We start from the raw sequence: 15883 nt of genomic DNA on the forward strand, positions 1-15883 counted from the left end.
CATTCTCTTAAGAATTGTGGCATAACTCAAAGTATGTCTCGCAAAGGAAACTGTTATGACAATGCCGTTATTGAAAATTTCTTCGGTATCATGAAATCGGAATTTCTGTATCGAAAAGAATTTGAAAGTATAACACATTTCAAACAAGAATTAGCAAAGTATATAGAATACTATAATCATAAAAGAATTAAGGCAAAATTAAAGGGGATGAGCCCAGTACAATACCGGGCTCATACCCTAGAGGCTGCCTAATGAAACGACCTGTCTAACTTTCGGGGGTCACTTCAAAACAATTAGGCTTTTTTTAAGAACTTTTTTCTTGTACATCATTAATGAGCACTTCTCTCGGTTTACTACCTTCATACGGACCTACTACACCATTCATTTCCATTGCATCAATTAGGCGAGCAGCTCGCGTATAACCTACTCTAAACCTACGTTGTAACATAGAAACAGATGCTGTTTGCATTTCCACTACAAGTTGAACCGCTTCATCATATAATTCATCTTCTACTTCCTGCTTCGTATCAGGAACATCTTGCGGAATCATATCTTCTTGATATTGTGCTTTTTGCTGTCCAATAACATATTCTACAACTCTCTCAACTTCATCATCTGATAAAAATGCGCCTTGTACACGTACAGGTTTCGATGCACCAATTGGTATAAACAGCATGTCTCCACGACCTAGTAGCTTCTCTGCACCACCACCGTCAAGAATTGTACGAGAATCTGTTTGAGAAGATACAGCGAATGCAATACGTGATGGAATATTTGCTTTAATAACACCCGTAATAACGTCAACTGACGGACGTTGCGTTGCAATAATTAAATGAATACCAGCAGCACGAGCCATTTGCGCTAGACGCATAATCGCATCCTCTACATCAGACGAAGCAACCATCATTAAATCTGCTAACTCGTCCACAATTACTACAATATAAGGTAATTCGGGTTGTTTCGCTTCTGATTGACTATTATGCTCTTTTATATAATCGTTGTATCCTTCAATGTTACGTGTACCACTATGAGCAAACAATTCATAACGACGTTCCATTTCACTCACAACTTTTTTCAATGCTTGCGATGCTTTTTTCGGATCAGTTACAACTGGCGTTAACAAATGAGGCACACCGTTATATACATTTAACTCTACCATTTTCGGGTCAATCATCATTAATTTTACTTCATGTGGTTTTGCACGCATTAAAATACTAACAATAATACCGTTAATACATACACTTTTCCCGCTACCTGTCGCACCAGCTACGAGTAAATGGGGCATTTTATTTAGACGGGCTAATACAGCTTCACCTGTAATATCTCGGCCAAGACCAATTAACAACTTCTCTTCCGGATGGTTATTAGCCTTAGAATCAAGCACTTCCCTCAGTGTTACCATCGAAACTTCTGAGTTCGGAACTTCGATCCCTACAGCTGATTTCCCGGGAATTGGCGCTTCAATACGAATGTCCTTTGCAGCTAAAGCAAGGGCTAAATCATCACTTAAACTGACAATTTTGCTTACCTTTACCCCCATATCAGGATACACTTCATATTTTGTAACTGCAGGACCTCTATGTACTTTTGTTACTTTCGCTTTCACTCCGAAACTTTGGAATGTACGTTCTAATTTACGAGCATTCTCATAAATTTCCGCATTTTCATTTGTAACTTGCTTATTCTTTGGAAATTTTAATATATCAAGTGAAGGAAGCTTGTAATCTTTATTTTCTACATTTGAAAATTGCATAGGAGGTGCTTGCGCTTCACTCTCTAACGATTCAACAATTTTTTCTCCACGCTTTTTCTTTGGTTCTTCAATTGGCGGAGTCTCTTCAATAAACGGTGAAGTGATCAAATCTTCTTCCTCTACTTCGATTCGTTTATCCTCTTCTTCATTTACAGGATAATTCTCAGTGAAATTCGAAATAATCGGAGGATCAATTGAGATTTCTTCCATCGGCTCAATAATTTCTTCTTGTTCTGCAGCACGTTTGCTTCTTGTGCTTCTTGTTGTTTTTTTCTTTTCTGTTTGTTCAGCCGTTCTTTTAGCTCTCCAATCTTTATAATCCCCTTGCATCACTTGAAATTGACTTCTAAGAATTCTACCAACTGGCGCTAACACTTCTCCAATATGCTTATTTGTTATACAAAGTATACCGAGAATAACTAGAATAATACCAATGATATAAGCTCCTACTTCGTCAAATAAGAAGTAACATGTTGCGAACATAAGCGCACCAAACATACCACCACCTAAATGAACGCTATCTGGCCCCTTTTTCATTTCAAGAAAGAAGTTATCTTTCGTACTCACAATAACAGAAGTATTTTGCACTGCTCCATCTTTTGTAAGAAGGTTAAATAATGTAATATGACTAAACATTAATATCGCCAATACAATTAAATAAAATCCAATTAATCGTTTATTTAAAAGGTTCGGCCATCCGCGTTTTATAACAAAGGAAACCGATAAAGCTATTACACCTAACACACCAATTATGTACCACTCACCAAAGAAGAAGCGAAAAAATAACACAAACGATTTTCCTACAACGCCTAGCTGTAAAATCGTAATGATTGAAAGTGCAAAAAGAGTTAAACCGACAATTTCATAATACAAAGTTGGCTTTATCGTACGCCTTGCCTTTGCCTTCGTCCCTCTTTGCTTTTGTTTTGCCATTTCTTCACCTCGCGTTCTACATATAAATAAAGCTCCCCTCAAAATGCTCTATTTATATGTCTGTTTTCTCTATTTTTCAGGTCTTTATATCTTCTATTTTTACACTTCTTGTAAAATGCTAAATAAACAGAAGAAAGCAGCCTACTCATGGCTGCTCAACCGTCTTGTTTTTTATATTATACCATAGCTTCTAAACAAAATCCTTCTTTTTGCTAAAAGGTTATTTTCTGACCGGGCTCAAACTCTAAATAGTGAAGTGGGTCCGTACTTAGCACACGTACAATAGAATAACATCCATGTTCCTCTTCAGAAACCATTAATTCCACACCATTTATATTTACAACTTTTTGACTTTCACATTGTGAATAATCGGCCGGATACACAAGTTGCTCTGGCATAATTGTATATAAAATCATTGTAGCATTGTCCCTTCTGTACTATCTTCCGCACGAACATCTATTAATTCGTTTAATTTTCGAATTGCATTTCCAATACCGCCGACATCATCTATAAGACCGTACTTTACTGCATCCCCACCAATTACATTCGTCCCAATATCTCGCGTTAAATTTCCTTTCGCAAACATAAGCTCTTTAAAACGATCTTCTGTTACTTTCGAGTGCTTCGTCACAAAACGAATGACTCTTTCTTGCATCTTATCCAAATACTCAAATGTTTGTGGCACACCTATGACAAGACCTGTTAAACGAATTGGATGAATTGTCATCGTCGCAGTTTCCGCAATAAACGAATAGTCAGTAGAAACAGCAATCGGTACACCGATGGAATGTCCCCCACCTAAAACTAGAGATACTGTTGGTTTTGAAAGTGAAGCTACCATTTCAGAAATTGCTAGCCCAGCTTCAACGTCACCTCCAACCGTATTTAATATTAAAAGCAAACCTTCAATTTTCGGATTTTGTTCAATCGCAACAATTTGCGGAATGATATGCTCATATTTTGTTGTTTTATTTTGCGGTGGTAATTGAACATGACCTTCCACTTGTCCGATAATCGTTAAACAATGAATACGTGATTCATTCATCTGTGGTACATTTGTCTGTCCAAGCTGTTGAATTTTTTCAACTATTGAAGCCTCTTTTCCAGCTTCTTTTGGCTCAGCTTCTTTTTCTTCATTTGTATATCGATCACGTTCTGTCATTTCGCATCCCCTTTCACTCGTATATAACTATTATTTCTTAAGTTATAAATTTCATTCGATAGGGTTAAAAAGAAAAAAGATCACCCATAAGGGTGATCTTTTTATACTTCCATAATAATCGGTAAAATCATAGGTTTTCTCTTTGTCTCTTCGTACAAGAACTGTCCTAATAATTCACGAATATTTTGTTTTAACATTGACCATTCAATTGAATATTCTTTAATTGACTGCTCAACAATCATACGTACAATCTCTGTAGATCGTTCAATTAACGCTTCTGATTCACGAACATATACGAAACCACGTGAAATGATTTCTGGACCAGAGATAATTTTCTTTTCATCTTTACCAAGCGTTACAACAACTACTAGTATTCCATCTTGAGATAACATCTTTCTATCTCGAAGAACGATATTACCAACGTCACCTACACCTAATCCATCAATTAAAACATTACCAGCTTGTACTTTACCGACTAAGTTCGCTTCATCGTCACCAAAAGCAATTACATCGCCTTTTTCTACGATAAAGATATTTTCTCTTGTAATACCTACATCTTCAGCTAAATATGCATGTGCTTTTTGCATACGGAACTCACCATGTACGGGTACAAAGTACTTTGGTTTCATTAAATTTAACATTAATTTTAATTCTTCTTGGCTACCGTGACCTGACACGTGAACTTTTCGTTCGCCGTAATAAACAACTTCAGCTCCAGCTCTAAATAACAAATCAATAATTTTTGATACAGATATTTCATTACCCGGAATTGGCGAAGCAGCAATGATAACAGTATCACCTTTACGAATTGAAATTTGTTTATGTGCTTGTTTTGCCATTCTAGATAGAGCAGCCATCGGTTCACCTTGACTACCTGTCGTTAAAATAGCTACCTTCTTCTCTGGAAAGTTGTCTACTTCTTGTAATGAAATAACCATACCTTCTGGAACATCTAAATAACCAAGACGTCTTGCAATGTCTACTACTTTCACCATACTACGTCCTACTACCGCTACTTTTCGCCCTGTTTCAGCAGCTGCATCAAATACTTGTTGAATACGATGTACATTCGATGCAAATGAAGCAACGATAATACGACCTTCTGCGCCGTAGAACACTTTAGAGATTTCTACACCAACTTCTTTTTCTGAACCTGTATAGCCTGGGCGCTCTGCGTTTGTACTATCAGATAATAAGCAAAGTACGCCTTCATTTCCGATTTGCGCCATTTTCCCAAGGTCTGCTCCACTATTTCCAATTGGAGTTTGATCGAATTTAAAGTCTCCCGTATATACGACTGCACCTTTTGATGTATGGAAACAAACGCCAACAGAATCCGGAATACTATGTGTCGTTCCGAAGAATGACACCGTTGTAGTGTTAAATTCTACTGTTGAATTTGAATCGATTGTTTTTAGGTCTACACGGCCTAACATGCCCGCTTCACCAAGTTTTTCTTGTATAAGTCCTACTGTTAATTTCGTTGCATAGACTGGAATAGATAATTTACGAAGTACATACACAATTCCACCAATATGATCTTCATGACCGTGAGTAATAAATAAACCTTTTACTCGCTCTTGATTTTCCACTAAATATGTAATATCAGGAATAACGATATCAATTCCAAACATTTCATCTCCCGGGAACATTAACCCTGCATCTACGATAAAGATTTCAGAATCAATTTCAACACAGTACATGTTTTTCCCGATTTCACCTACTCCACCAAGAGCAAATACTTTAACAGACTCATTCTCTTTTCTCTTCATGTTGTTGCCTGGTTTAAAAATCTTGCAAACACTGATTTCACTAAAATTGCAGAGACACCAGGGGAAACTCTACAACCACCATATTTTCACCGTCCAAGACGAATGTCCTTACCGTTATGCGATATCATGTCCTTGTTTATTTTTTAAACCAGGTTTCACCTCTCTTTCATTATATAAATCAAATATCTTATTCGATATGATATGAAAATTTAATTGAATTATAATTTTTCCCAATTTTGCTAAGCATACCCGTACTAAGCTACTTAGCCATATTATACCTGATACAAGAAATAGAACACAAGTTAAATCGTGCGAAAGAAAGAGTAAAAGAACGGAATGACAACAAAAGTATCGAACGTATTTCCTTTATATTTACTCCGATTTTATACTCCATATTATTTTGAAAAACTAGCCATACATACGCTAAATTCATTTCATAATAGGGAGTTTCAAGATTTATTTTTCTAGAATCCAACAAAAACACTTACAAAATGGAGTTTTTTTATGAATTACGTCACATTTGAGGAGATTTCTCTAAAAACAGACACCGTAGTTTATTACGTTTATGCCATAATATCTATCATTTTTTGACTCAGTTAAAGGGGTACAATTATTTTCTTATACACATAATGAAGAAGCGATTAATATTCTTATAAGAACACATATAAGTGAGAAAAAGAGGAAAAGATTTGCATATAATAAAAAATGACCTAGTTCTACACTAGGTCATTTTTTATTAACGAGGGATAGATTGCATTACAGATTGTAACGTTACTCTTTCTTCTTCTGTTAATGGAAGAAGTGGTAAACGTACAGAACCTACATCTAATCCAACCATTTGTAACGCTGTTTTTACTGGAGTTGGACTTGGCGCCATAAATAATGAATCAGTTACTCTTACAAGTAATTGATGTAATTTTTGTGCCTTCTTAAATTCTCCTGCTTGAAATGCTGTAATCATTTCTTGCATTTCGTTTCCGATAACATGAGAGGCTACCGAAACGATACCTTTCGCTCCAACTGCCATAGCTGGTAACGTTAAACCGTCATCACCGCTGTATACCGCAAAGTCGTCCGCTGTTTTTTCAATGATTTCTGTCATTGTTAACACATCGCCGCCGGCATCTTTAATAGCAACAATGTTTTCTATTTCTGATAAACGAACAACTGTATCAACGGAGATTTGTACAATAGATCGTCCTGGAACGTTATATAGCATAACCGGAAGCGGCGTGCTTTCAGCAATTGCTTTAAAATGCTGATACATTCCTTCTTGACTCGGTTTGTTATAATACGGTGCTACTAGCATTACTGCATCCACACCAACTTCTGTTGCCTTTTTAGTTAAGTCAATAGAAGCATGCGTATTATTGCTACCTGTTCCAGCGATTACGGGCACTCTTTTATCGACAACAGATACGACATGGCGATATAACGCTACTTTCTCTTCTGAAGTTAATGTAGGAGATTCTCCTGTCGTTCCTCCTACCACGATTGCTGTTGTACCGTTATCAATTAAATAATTTACCAATTTCGTTGTCTTTGCAAAATCGATATTCCCGTTTATATCAAACGGTGTTACCATCGCGGTTGCAATTGTCCCAAAATCTATCATGGTCTCACTCCTTATTGTTCCAGTTGCTTTTCTTTTGAAAGCTCAAACGCACTATGTAATGCATTTACAGCCTCCACTAAATCAGTCTCTTTTACAAGAACCCAAATTGTTGTATGACTATCTGCCGATTGCAGGATTTGAATACCTTTTTCCGCTAAAGCTGTAACGATTTTCGCAGTAACCCCTGGGTATCCTGCCATTCCAGCCCCAACGATAGATACTTTTGCACAGTGTTCTGTCACAATTGGCTCATATCCAAGGTTCTGTAATAATTTAACTGCATGACTTGATACATTATCACTCACCGTATATGCTACGCCAGTAGGTGAAATATTAATTAAATCAACACTTATTCCTTCGTTCGCCATCTCTTTAAACACATGTTGTTGCAAATCATATGCCGTTTCTTTTGCAAGCACTTTAATTTGCGTTACGTTTGATACGTGAGCAATGCCCGTAACAGGACGTTCTTCTACATCACGACCTCTTGTAGCACCGTCATATGCTGAAATAAGCGTACCTTCACTATCAGAATACGTAGAACGTACACGAAGTGGCACTTTTGCATGCATCGCAATTTCAACTGCACGTGGATGAACGACTTTCGCACCTTGATAAGCCATGTTACAAATTTCGTTATACGTTACAGTTTGAAGATGACGTGCATCTTTTACAATACGAGGATCTGCAGTCATAACACCTTCTACATCAGTGAATATATCGATGTATTCAGCATGAAGTGCAACACCTAATGCTGAAGCTGAAGTATCACTACCTCCGCGTCCAAGTGTTGTCGTATCACCTTTTTTCGTTTGCCCTTGGAATCCTGTAACGACGATTACATCTACATTTTCTAACTCTTCATGTATACGATCGCAATTCATTTCAATAATCTTTGCATTCGTAAAGTCATCATTCGTTACAAAACCAGCTTGTGCACCATTTAATGCTGCTGCTTTTATACCGTTCTCATTCAACATATTAGAGAAAACAATTGCAGAGATTAACTCTCCACACGATAATAATAAATCTTGCTCACGTTTAGAAATAGTAGATTCCTCTTGATTTACAAGACTTAATAACGTATCCGTTGCATATGGTTCACCTTTACGGCCCATAGCAGATACGACAGTAACTACTTTATAACCAGCAGCTAATGATTTTTTTATATGATGAAGCGCATGCTTACGTCCATTATCATCACGTACTGATGTGCCACCAAATTTTTGAACAATTATTTTCATATTTTGCACCTTCTCTTAGCCGTTTACACTAATTGTAATTTTACTAAGCGCTCTGCAATTTGAACAGAATTCCATGCAGCGCCTTTTAATAAGTTATCAGATACGACCCAAAGATGGAATCCTTTATCGTTATTTAAATCTTTACGGATTCTTCCAACGAATACTTCGTTTTTACCTACTGCAGTAGCTGGCATTGGATATAACTGCTCTTCTGGATTATCTTGCAGAACAATACCTTCCGCATTTGCAAGTAAGCTCTTTAATTCTGCTACTGTTACGCCTTCTTTTTCTACTTCGATGTAAACAGACTCAGAGTGTCCTGATACAACTGGTAAACGTACACATGTTGCCGCTACTTCTAATTCAGGCATATGCATAATTTTTTTCGTTTCGTTAATCATTTTCATTTCTTCAAACGTAAATCCATTATCTTGGAATTTATCAATCTGTGGAATCGCATTAAAAGCAATTGGGAAATGCTTCTTATCACCTGATACAGGAAGAACATTTGCCTTAACTTCTTCGCCATTTAAGATTGCTTGTGATTGTTCATGCAGTTCTTCAATAGCTGCCGCACCAGCACCTGATACAGCTTGATATGTGGAAACGATTACTCGTTTTAAACCATATTGCTGACGAACTGGCTCAAGAGCTACTACCATTTGAATTGTAGAACAGTTTGGATTTGCAATAATACCATTATGTTCTTTTAAGTCGTTTTCATTTACTTCAGGTACAACAAGTGGCACGTTTTCTGTCATACGGAATGCACTTGTATTATCAACAACAATCGCACCGCGTTTTGCTGCTTCTGGCGCTAATTGTTTCGATACAGATCCACCAGCACTAAATAGTGCGATATCTACTCCTTCAAAGCTTTCAGGAGTTGCCTCTTGAACTGTAAATTCTTCGCCTTTAAATACAAGTTTCTTACCTGCAGATCGTTTAGATGAAAGTAACGTTAATTTCCCGATTGGAAATTCTCGTTTCTCTAAAGTATTTAACATTTGTTCACCAACTGCGCCGGTTGCTCCAACTACAGCGACATGAAAAGTTTTTTGCTTTTCCATCACTATGCCCCTTTCTAGATACCAATCCTTCTATAACTTAGAATCAGAAGGAGTATACAATACCCCTTCTAATCTTAATAACGTTAATTTTATCATATTCTACAGTAAGAATGATGGTTTCATCAAAAATTGTCCGTTTTTTTTCGTTTTTTAATTCATATATCTGAATTTTTCTACGACCACCGGTTGCAATTGCTTCCCTTGCAGCGCTTCTAATACTGTATCTTCCAGTAACTCCATACGAGCTACCATTGAGTTTGGTTTTTTCTCTGGTGCATCTTGACCGAATGGGACGAAGTAGATGTTTTTTGTTGCCATTAGGCGCATGAGGTTAACGCCAACATGGTAGCGACAATATAAAAATTTCTTTTTTCTTCTATTATATATTCATTTCAAATCCTGTAAATTTATTTTGTATACCATATTCTTCACAGGTACCCATAAACGAATTAGACGGTACTTTAGTAATTAAATGGAAAAGTTCTACTTTGATATTGAGTTTACTACAGCAGCATATTTACATATATATCCTTTAATTGGTATGATTTACTTGTTCGCATAAAAGGGGGGAGATTTTTGAGTTTAAATATGTATTTAGGGGAAGTACATGCCCAAACACAAAGTATGAATGCTGTATGTACGGCTACCATTCAAGCTATGGAACAAGCGATTCAGTCGATTGATACTTTTGCAATGGATACTGTGTTACAAGGGCAAACATATAGCAGTGCAAAATCATTTTTTGTACAAACCTTTCGTCCTTTAGCGCAAGGAATCATTTATCTGTGTGAAGAGTTAATTCGCCAGAACGATGCTTTTCCAAGTCAATTTCAATCACAAGTCGCTTCCACAGATGTAATTGAACAAGAAATATTAGAACAAATTCGAGAAATTGACCGAATGAAAGCAAGTATGGAAGCCATCAGTCAAGCTATGCCAATCCCAGGTATGGACGCTATGGCGAATCTTTTTACTGTGATGAGGAAAAAACTGCAAGAAAAGCTGGATCATTTGTATCAATTCAATCAGACCTCTAGTAATAATTATAGTACAGCCCTTCAATTAGCAGCTAGTATCACAGCCGGACTCGCTGAAGTGCAAAGTGGAAAAGGATTTAGTCCCGCAAGTGGGACGTTTAGCACACAAGGGTTGAATATGGAATGGACGACTTCCATTCAGGTGATTGAAGAAGATAGGAAGCGTCAGGCCGACAATCTTTTAAATGGTAGTTCAATTGAAGAAGGAGCAATGTGCGGTCCATTAAATAGTGAAAAAAAAGATGAATCTTTACTAGATACGTTTAAACATGGTGTCGAAGATATTTATGAAGATGCTTTGGACTTTATACAAGGCGCTGGCAGTGCAGTAGCTGAAGACTATATTGGACTAACACCACCTGATAATGATAAATTAGAAAGCAAAGCAACTTATCAAGCTGGAAGATTTACTGGACATGTTATATCAACGGCAGGATCTATTGTAGAAATTTTTGAAGGTATTTCAGTCGTAGGTGGGGCTAATTTCTTAACATTCTTCGCAGAAGTAGGAAGTGGTGGGTTAGCATCACCAATTGTTCTTCCATTAGATGCAGTTGCTACAGCGGCTGGTGTTGGTGCTGTTGTACACGGTGGATTGGTTTGGGATAAATCGATTCAAAATGCCCAGGATACTCTTCAAAAATTCAAGTCTTCTCCATCTTCTGGTGAGCGTGTTAATAAAGTTAAAGAGAATGGTAAACTTGATAAAGAGGGAAATGCAACTAAAAAAATAGATAATGCTGGTAAGGAAGCCAACGGAGCTAATTCCACAATCACACCCGAAATGGAAGAAAAAATTCTGTGGGGACAAAGAAAAAATCCTAATAAGAATGAGATTATTGGGGGACATTCTTCTGGAATAAATAATAATCATCATAACTATGTTGTAGAGGAAATTAAAATTAATCCAGATGGAACAAAGAACATTAAGTATACTACTCAGTTTCCAGATGGTAAATTATCTAAAATAAAAAGTAGTACAGTATTTCCAGATGGGTGGAGTGACACAAAAATAATAAATAGCGTTGAGAATATCGGGAATTCTAAATTAATTAGTACTAGAGCTAGGGACGGAGCAACTTGGCATCGAGGTACTATTGATGGTGTAGAAATAGATGTGATAAAGAAAGGAGATAGTGTTATTAGTGCCTATCCGACAGGTAAAGCTAATGCATTACCACCATCTGGATTTTAGAAATAAAGGAGGAATAAGAAATGTATGAAGAATTAAATGAAATATTATCCGAAAATAGTTCAGAAGATTCTTGGTATGATGATGGATTTATGTATGCTCAAGAACTGCTGAATGATTTTACTGACAAAGATTGGGGAAAATTATTTCAAAGTATTAATGATAAAAATGATAAGTGGAAAATTAGGCTGGCTTATTGCATTGATGATGATTTAGGAATAAATGGATTAGAATTACTATTGAATATGCTTGAAGAAAGTGATGAAGTTGTTGAGACTACTATAGATTCTTTAAGGTCTTTCAATTCTGAAGAACATAAAAAGATGATAGTATCCAATAGTCGAGTAATTGATACAGCACAAAAATTATTGGAAAAGGCTAGCTTACCCGTCAAAAGAGTTCTAGAAGATTTTTTGAAAGATATTAAAAACTAATTTTTCGGGATATAAAGAAGAAGTAGCATGGGTGAAAGTAATTGAATTTGACTAGCTATTTTACTAGATTCTGAGCACAAGTAAAGTAGAGAACTTTTCGAAGAAACAGCTTTCTTTAAGATTGGATATTTCAATGAAGCATGTTATCTAGCTTGGATTAAGTGAAGAGAAGTTACATATGGAGAATAATCAACAAAAGAGACCTCACATTTGAGGTCTCTTTTGTAACTCTTACTTTACATACACATAGGCTTCAATTGCTGATACATAGTATGTTTTGCCCTTTCTATTTTGTACTTTGTATTTTGGCGAACCATTCACACTTACCTTTGCACCAATAGTAAAGTTTAATCCCATATCTATAGAAACAGCAACATCTTTACCCTGCCAAAAAGGAGATTCATGGAAAGGAGAAATTTATATGTCTTTAGATAAGTATAAAAATATGTCTGATGAAGAGTTTAAACAATTGTCTACTCAAGAATTTCAAAACTATATAAGATTAAAGCAAGAAGATTTTTCAAGACATTATAGGAAAATAAATGAAATTACTATAGATGTGATGTTAAAACCTCAGGAAGCAATAGAAATTGCTAAACATTATCATAAGAAAAATAAATTAGATGGAGTAGTTAATGAAGATATCAACCATCTTTTCTTTGATGAGGCTTATACATTTAAAATTGCGAAAGAAAATAGAAACAACGATGATATAAGACCAGCTTGGAGAATACTAGTGGATTTACCAAAAAAACCTTTTCTTATGGAGGACTATACACTGATTGTCTCTGATAGGGATAAAAAAGTGATGGGTATGCTCGATCCAAATGGGCATCCAGTATTTAAAGGCAATGAATTTACAGACGAGGATTCTGAAGATTAATTAAGGTAATTATTCGTTTGTTTTTAAATGGTAATGGTAAAATTATTTCTGCATTTCCAAGACAAGTTCGATGATGAAGATGAAATTGAAATCTCTCTTAAAATAGAAACTATTATATTACGAAATCTAATACACATTTGGATAAATGATCACACAAAACCATCTGAACTTACTCCCACAGAAAAAGCCAAGGAAATACGGGAACATTGGAAAAAATGTGGTAGTGAGTATGTTTTACCAGGAGAAGGTATTTAAAATTAAACATAGAGGTGAAAACAAATGAATTATAATGAAGTAGAGTCTATATTATCAAATATTCTAGAAAGAGAAACCGAGGTATTAGACAAGCCAACAGATAAAGAATGGAAAGAATTAAGTGATAAATTTAATTGCTCGTTTAGTAATGAATTTAAATATTTTATTGAGTTGATGACATTCTGGTCATTTCCAGGTGATATTTATAATATTTCAAAGGGGAAAACAAATGAAAATGATACACTAGAAGAGGTATATAATTATGAAATGAGTAATTGTAATTGGGATTTAAATATGCTCCCATTCTATGGTATTGGAAATGGAGATTATTTTTGCTTACATAAATTAGAATCGAAGGTGTATTATTACTATGATGATAAAGGGGAATTTGAAGAATATTGTGATAGCTTCAAAGCATGGATAGAGGATTTACCAAATTTTTTAGCTTAAAATCTGTTTGAAATGGACTTATTTAAAGTTACGACTCAAATACTTCACGAATTAGATGTGCACCCCAATTATATCTAACATTTGGGATGCATTTCATAATAGATGGCCTTTTTCGTTAAATTAAAGCACATTCACATGCATATCACTAGCATAATATAGAACACTTATATAGAAATCATGTTTTGTTAAATTGCTGTGATTTTATATGGAAGAAAAATTCTTATATAATGATACATTTATTAATATCAACTAGGAGGAACATTCCTTGAAAGTTGTACGCTCTATATTTAAGGGCTTTCGTTTAATAGGTTTAATTATAAAGCCAGTACTTAAAGCATTATCTAAAAGCAAATTTTAAATCTCATAAATATTAAAATCCCCTTCTGCATATAGGTGCAAAGGGGATTTTTTCAAATTATTCTATTCGTTCTACAGACAGTACTCATAGATAAATAAGAAACGGTGTATATTTACCCTAACATTTATAAAGATGAAAATCAATATATAATTATCTACATATAGAACCAGATAATAATTTTTATTCATAAAACTATTCTTTTGTTTTATTTTTTAATGTACTCGTACCACCAGTTTCTTTCATCCATCCAAGCTGTAATCTTATCAAGCTCGCCATTAGGTAGTACTTCAGTTTGTAAGTAAGCTAAACCAGTTAATGGATCAGAGACAACCTTCCCTTTTGTTCCACGCTCATTCATAGCATTTACGACTTCCTGAACCAGTGAAATGCCAAACCCACCAGATTTAACATATTGATAGCCACCATTAGCAACAGATTGTTCTGTTTGTTCCTCTCCTGTAAACCAGGATAACGGTTTACTACCAATCAATTGGTTCAAATCACACTTACCGATACCAGGTACATTACCTGTCTCTGTGTATTGCCAAATATCGCATGGATAAGCTGGCTTGTTACCGCCATAACGAGGAATCCAAACAAAGTCAGCTTTTACATTTGCCATACCAAACGGAGCATACATATGATGACCAACGTATAAGCCAACTTTCTGAGCACCTAATCGGCGTAGTTCATCAATAAATGCTTGTGCGCCCGCTCTCATATCATTCATTGTTTTTACTTCAACATCTGCAACCCAGACTGTCGCGCTCTTGTCTCCACGGTTCCAGAAGTCACGAGCTTCTATTCGTGCATCATTTTCAGAAACGAAACGACAGAATGCATAGTTACCAAAAGGAATACCATGTTGCTTCATGGCTTGTACATATCCTTTATACAATGGATCTACATAATTTGAACCATCTTGTACACGAGCGATGATGAAATCAATGTATTGCTTTGCTATAGGCCAGTTAATGTCACCATTCCATTTTGAAATATCAATAATTTGTCCCATTACTTAACATCTCCTTTTTTATCTTCTTGTTTTTGTTTACCGCCTAAAATCTCAACTGCATTTGTTAAAGCTTGCGGAAGCGGAATACCCATTCGTCCGGCATTTTCTAAAAGTGAAAGTAATTCATTACCCATGAAGAAGAAAATTGTCGCTTCACGAATAGCACTATTACTTCCTAACGCTGCATCTAATTGAGCTGCCGCTCCGACCAAAAGAAAAAGCACCACCTTTTTGGCGATGCCTTTGAAACCAACTTTACTTTTTAATTCTCCGTTATATCCTGCTGCAATCATGCCAGTTAGATAATCAATAACTGCCATCGTTACTAAGATTTTCAATGTTGCATCCCATCCTCCCAAGAAATACCCACAAAAGCCACCAAATGTAGCAATAAATGCTTTCATTAATACATCAATGCGATCCATCTTTCCATCTCCTTATTTATAATAAAAAAGAGAGACGCTTGGTCATCTCCCTGTCAAGTAGACAGAAATAAAAAGAGTATTATGCCACGGCCTTTTCCCGATATTCTATCGGGGAAAGGCCGTGAAGTTTTTCTTGGAATCTTTCTGTATTATAAAACTGAATATATTCTTGAATTGCTCGGTAGGCCATTTCATATGTTTTTGGGCACACTAAATACAACTTCTCTGTTTTTAAATGTGAGAAGAATGATTCGATACACGCATTATCAAAACAGTTTCCACGTC

General features: G+C 35.8%; 15 protein-coding genes and 3 pseudogenes. 6 read left to right on the forward strand and 12 right to left on the reverse strand.

Annotation, left to right across the window (positions count from 1 at the left end; translation table 11 throughout):
* Nucleotides 1-252, forward strand: a 252-nt coding sequence (locus D1166_RS29850; protein WP_141530432.1) for an IS3 family transposase, incomplete at its 5' end; no start/stop codon positions are given.
* Between the two features lie 52 nt (nucleotides 253-304).
* Here the strand turns inward: D1166_RS29850 and D1166_RS29855 are convergent.
* From D1166_RS29855 to spoVFB, 8 genes and pseudogenes are all read right to left on the reverse strand, one after another.
* The gene (locus D1166_RS29855) at nucleotides 305-2686 is read right to left on the reverse strand and encodes a DNA translocase FtsK (protein ID WP_001118776.1); all 2382 of its coding nucleotides are present in this window, start codon (nucleotides 2684-2686) and stop codon (nucleotides 305-307) included.
* Nucleotides 2687-2898: 212 nt separating this feature from the next.
* Nucleotides 2899-3102, reverse strand: a complete 204-nt coding sequence (locus tag D1166_RS29860; protein ID WP_000605020.1) for a YlzJ-like family protein — start codon at nucleotides 3100-3102, stop codon at nucleotides 2899-2901.
* Nucleotides 3099-3848 (reverse strand): translocation-enhancing protein TepA, encoded by a 750-nt coding sequence (tepA, locus tag D1166_RS29865; RefSeq protein ID WP_000139806.1) that lies wholly within the window; start codon nucleotides 3846-3848, stop codon nucleotides 3099-3101. The genes D1166_RS29860 and tepA overlap by 4 nt, the downstream gene beginning before the upstream one ends.
* A gap of 101 nt (nucleotides 3849-3949) precedes the next feature.
* A complete protein-coding gene (locus D1166_RS29870) occupies nucleotides 3950-5620 on the reverse strand; it encodes a ribonuclease J (protein ID WP_000823096.1) in 1671 nt (556 codons plus the stop codon).
* Between the two features lie 736 nt (nucleotides 5621-6356).
* Nucleotides 6357-7235, reverse strand: coding sequence for a 4-hydroxy-tetrahydrodipicolinate synthase (gene dapA / locus D1166_RS29875; protein ID WP_000564763.1), 879 nt, complete (start codon nucleotides 7233-7235; stop codon nucleotides 6357-6359).
* A gap of 11 nt (nucleotides 7236-7246) precedes the next feature.
* Entirely contained in the window at nucleotides 7247-8479 is a 1233-nt protein-coding gene (gene dapG, locus D1166_RS29880; RefSeq protein WP_000692451.1) for an aspartate kinase, read from the reverse strand.
* Between the two features lie 23 nt (nucleotides 8480-8502).
* On the reverse strand, nucleotides 8503-9549 hold the full coding sequence (gene asd, locus D1166_RS29885) for an aspartate-semialdehyde dehydrogenase (RefSeq protein WP_000414846.1): 1047 nt from the start codon (nucleotides 9547-9549) through the stop codon (nucleotides 8503-8505).
* A gap of 150 nt (nucleotides 9550-9699) precedes the next feature.
* Nucleotides 9700-9888, reverse strand: a pseudogene (spoVFB, locus tag D1166_RS29890) (dipicolinate synthase subunit B); the annotation flags it as partial.
* 237 nt (nucleotides 9889-10125) lie between these two features.
* On the opposite strand from spoVFB, the gene D1166_RS29895 reads away from it, so the two are divergent.
* Nucleotides 10126-11781 carry an EndoU domain-containing protein gene (locus D1166_RS29895; protein WP_097814052.1) on the forward strand — a complete coding sequence of 552 codons (1656 nt, stop codon included), beginning with the start codon at nucleotides 10126-10128 and terminating at the stop codon, nucleotides 11779-11781.
* 20 nt (nucleotides 11782-11801) lie between these two features.
* Nucleotides 11802-12212 carry a hypothetical protein gene (locus D1166_RS29900; RefSeq protein ID WP_000272779.1) on the forward strand — a complete coding sequence of 137 codons (411 nt, stop codon included), beginning with the start codon at nucleotides 11802-11804 and terminating at the stop codon, nucleotides 12210-12212.
* Nucleotides 12213-12443: 231 nt separating this feature from the next.
* Here the strand turns inward: D1166_RS29900 and D1166_RS32045 are convergent.
* A pseudogene (locus tag D1166_RS32045) lies at nucleotides 12444-12620 on the reverse strand (N-acetylmuramoyl-L-alanine amidase); the annotation flags it as partial.
* Between the two features lie 13 nt (nucleotides 12621-12633).
* Here D1166_RS32045 and D1166_RS29910 point away from each other — a divergent pair.
* From D1166_RS29910 to D1166_RS29920, 3 genes and pseudogenes are all read left to right on the forward strand, one after another.
* A complete protein-coding gene (locus D1166_RS29910; protein ID WP_097814051.1) occupies nucleotides 12634-13095 on the forward strand; it encodes a hypothetical protein in 462 nt (153 codons plus the stop codon).
* A gap of 60 nt (nucleotides 13096-13155) precedes the next feature.
* Nucleotides 13156-13350 (forward strand): annotated as a pseudogene (locus tag D1166_RS29915) (hypothetical protein); the annotation flags it as partial.
* A gap of 24 nt (nucleotides 13351-13374) precedes the next feature.
* Nucleotides 13375-13800: an SMI1/KNR4 family protein gene (locus D1166_RS29920; RefSeq protein ID WP_097814049.1), complete on the forward strand. Its 426-nt coding sequence runs from the start codon at nucleotides 13375-13377 to the stop codon at nucleotides 13798-13800.
* A 563-nt stretch (nucleotides 13801-14363) separates the two neighbouring features.
* Here D1166_RS29920 and D1166_RS29925 read toward each other — a convergent pair.
* The 3 genes from D1166_RS29925 to D1166_RS29935 all read right to left on the reverse strand — a co-directional run.
* Nucleotides 14364-15173: a GH25 family lysozyme gene (locus D1166_RS29925; RefSeq protein ID WP_097814048.1), complete on the reverse strand. Its 810-nt coding sequence runs from the start codon at nucleotides 15171-15173 to the stop codon at nucleotides 14364-14366.
* Nucleotides 15173-15598 carry a phage holin family protein gene (locus D1166_RS29930; RefSeq protein WP_044796936.1) on the reverse strand — a complete coding sequence of 142 codons (426 nt, stop codon included), beginning with the start codon at nucleotides 15596-15598 and terminating at the stop codon, nucleotides 15173-15175. Before D1166_RS29930 ends, D1166_RS29925 begins: the two co-directional genes overlap by 1 nt.
* A gap of 79 nt (nucleotides 15599-15677) precedes the next feature.
* Nucleotides 15678-15883, reverse strand: a 206-nt coding sequence (locus D1166_RS29935; protein ID WP_141195368.1) for an IS3 family transposase, incomplete at its 5' end; no start/stop codon positions are given.

The organism is Bacillus sp. ISO11, from assembly GCF_003458115.1.
Classification (GTDB): domain Bacteria; phylum Bacillota; class Bacilli; order Bacillales; family Bacillaceae_G; genus Bacillus_A; species Bacillus_A cereus.

Coding starts and splice junctions, on each gene's coding strand:
- D1166_RS29855 (WP_001118776.1), bottom strand. CDS start 2,686: ATGGCAAAACAAAAGCAAAGAGGGACGAAGGCAAAGGCAAGGCGTACG.
- D1166_RS29860 (WP_000605020.1), bottom strand. CDS start 3,102: ATGATTTTATATACAATTATGCCAGAGCAACTTGTGTATCCGGCCGAT.
- tepA (WP_000139806.1), bottom strand. CDS start 3,848: ATGACAGAACGTGATCGATATACAAATGAAGAAAAAGAAGCTGAGCCA.
- D1166_RS29870 (WP_000823096.1), bottom strand. CDS start 5,620: ATGAAGAGAAAAGAGAATGAGTCTGTTAAAGTATTTGCTCTTGGTGGA.
- dapA (WP_000564763.1), bottom strand. CDS start 7,235: ATGATAGATTTTGGGACAATTGCAACCGCGATGGTAACACCGTTTGAT.
- dapG (WP_000692451.1), bottom strand. CDS start 8,479: ATGAAAATAATTGTTCAAAAATTTGGTGGCACATCAGTACGTGATGAT.
- asd (WP_000414846.1), bottom strand. CDS start 9,549: ATGGAAAAGCAAAAAACTTTTCATGTCGCTGTAGTTGGAGCAACCGGC.
- D1166_RS29900 (WP_000272779.1), top strand. CDS start 11,802: ATGTATGAAGAATTAAATGAAATATTATCCGAAAATAGTTCAGAAGAT.
- D1166_RS29910 (WP_097814051.1), top strand. CDS start 12,634: ATGTCTTTAGATAAGTATAAAAATATGTCTGATGAAGAGTTTAAACAA.
- D1166_RS29920 (WP_097814049.1), top strand. CDS start 13,375: ATGAATTATAATGAAGTAGAGTCTATATTATCAAATATTCTAGAAAGA.
- D1166_RS29925 (WP_097814048.1), bottom strand. CDS start 15,173: ATGGGACAAATTATTGATATTTCAAAATGGAATGGTGACATTAACTGG.
- D1166_RS29930 (WP_044796936.1), bottom strand. CDS start 15,598: ATGGATCGCATTGATGTATTAATGAAAGCATTTATTGCTACATTTGGT.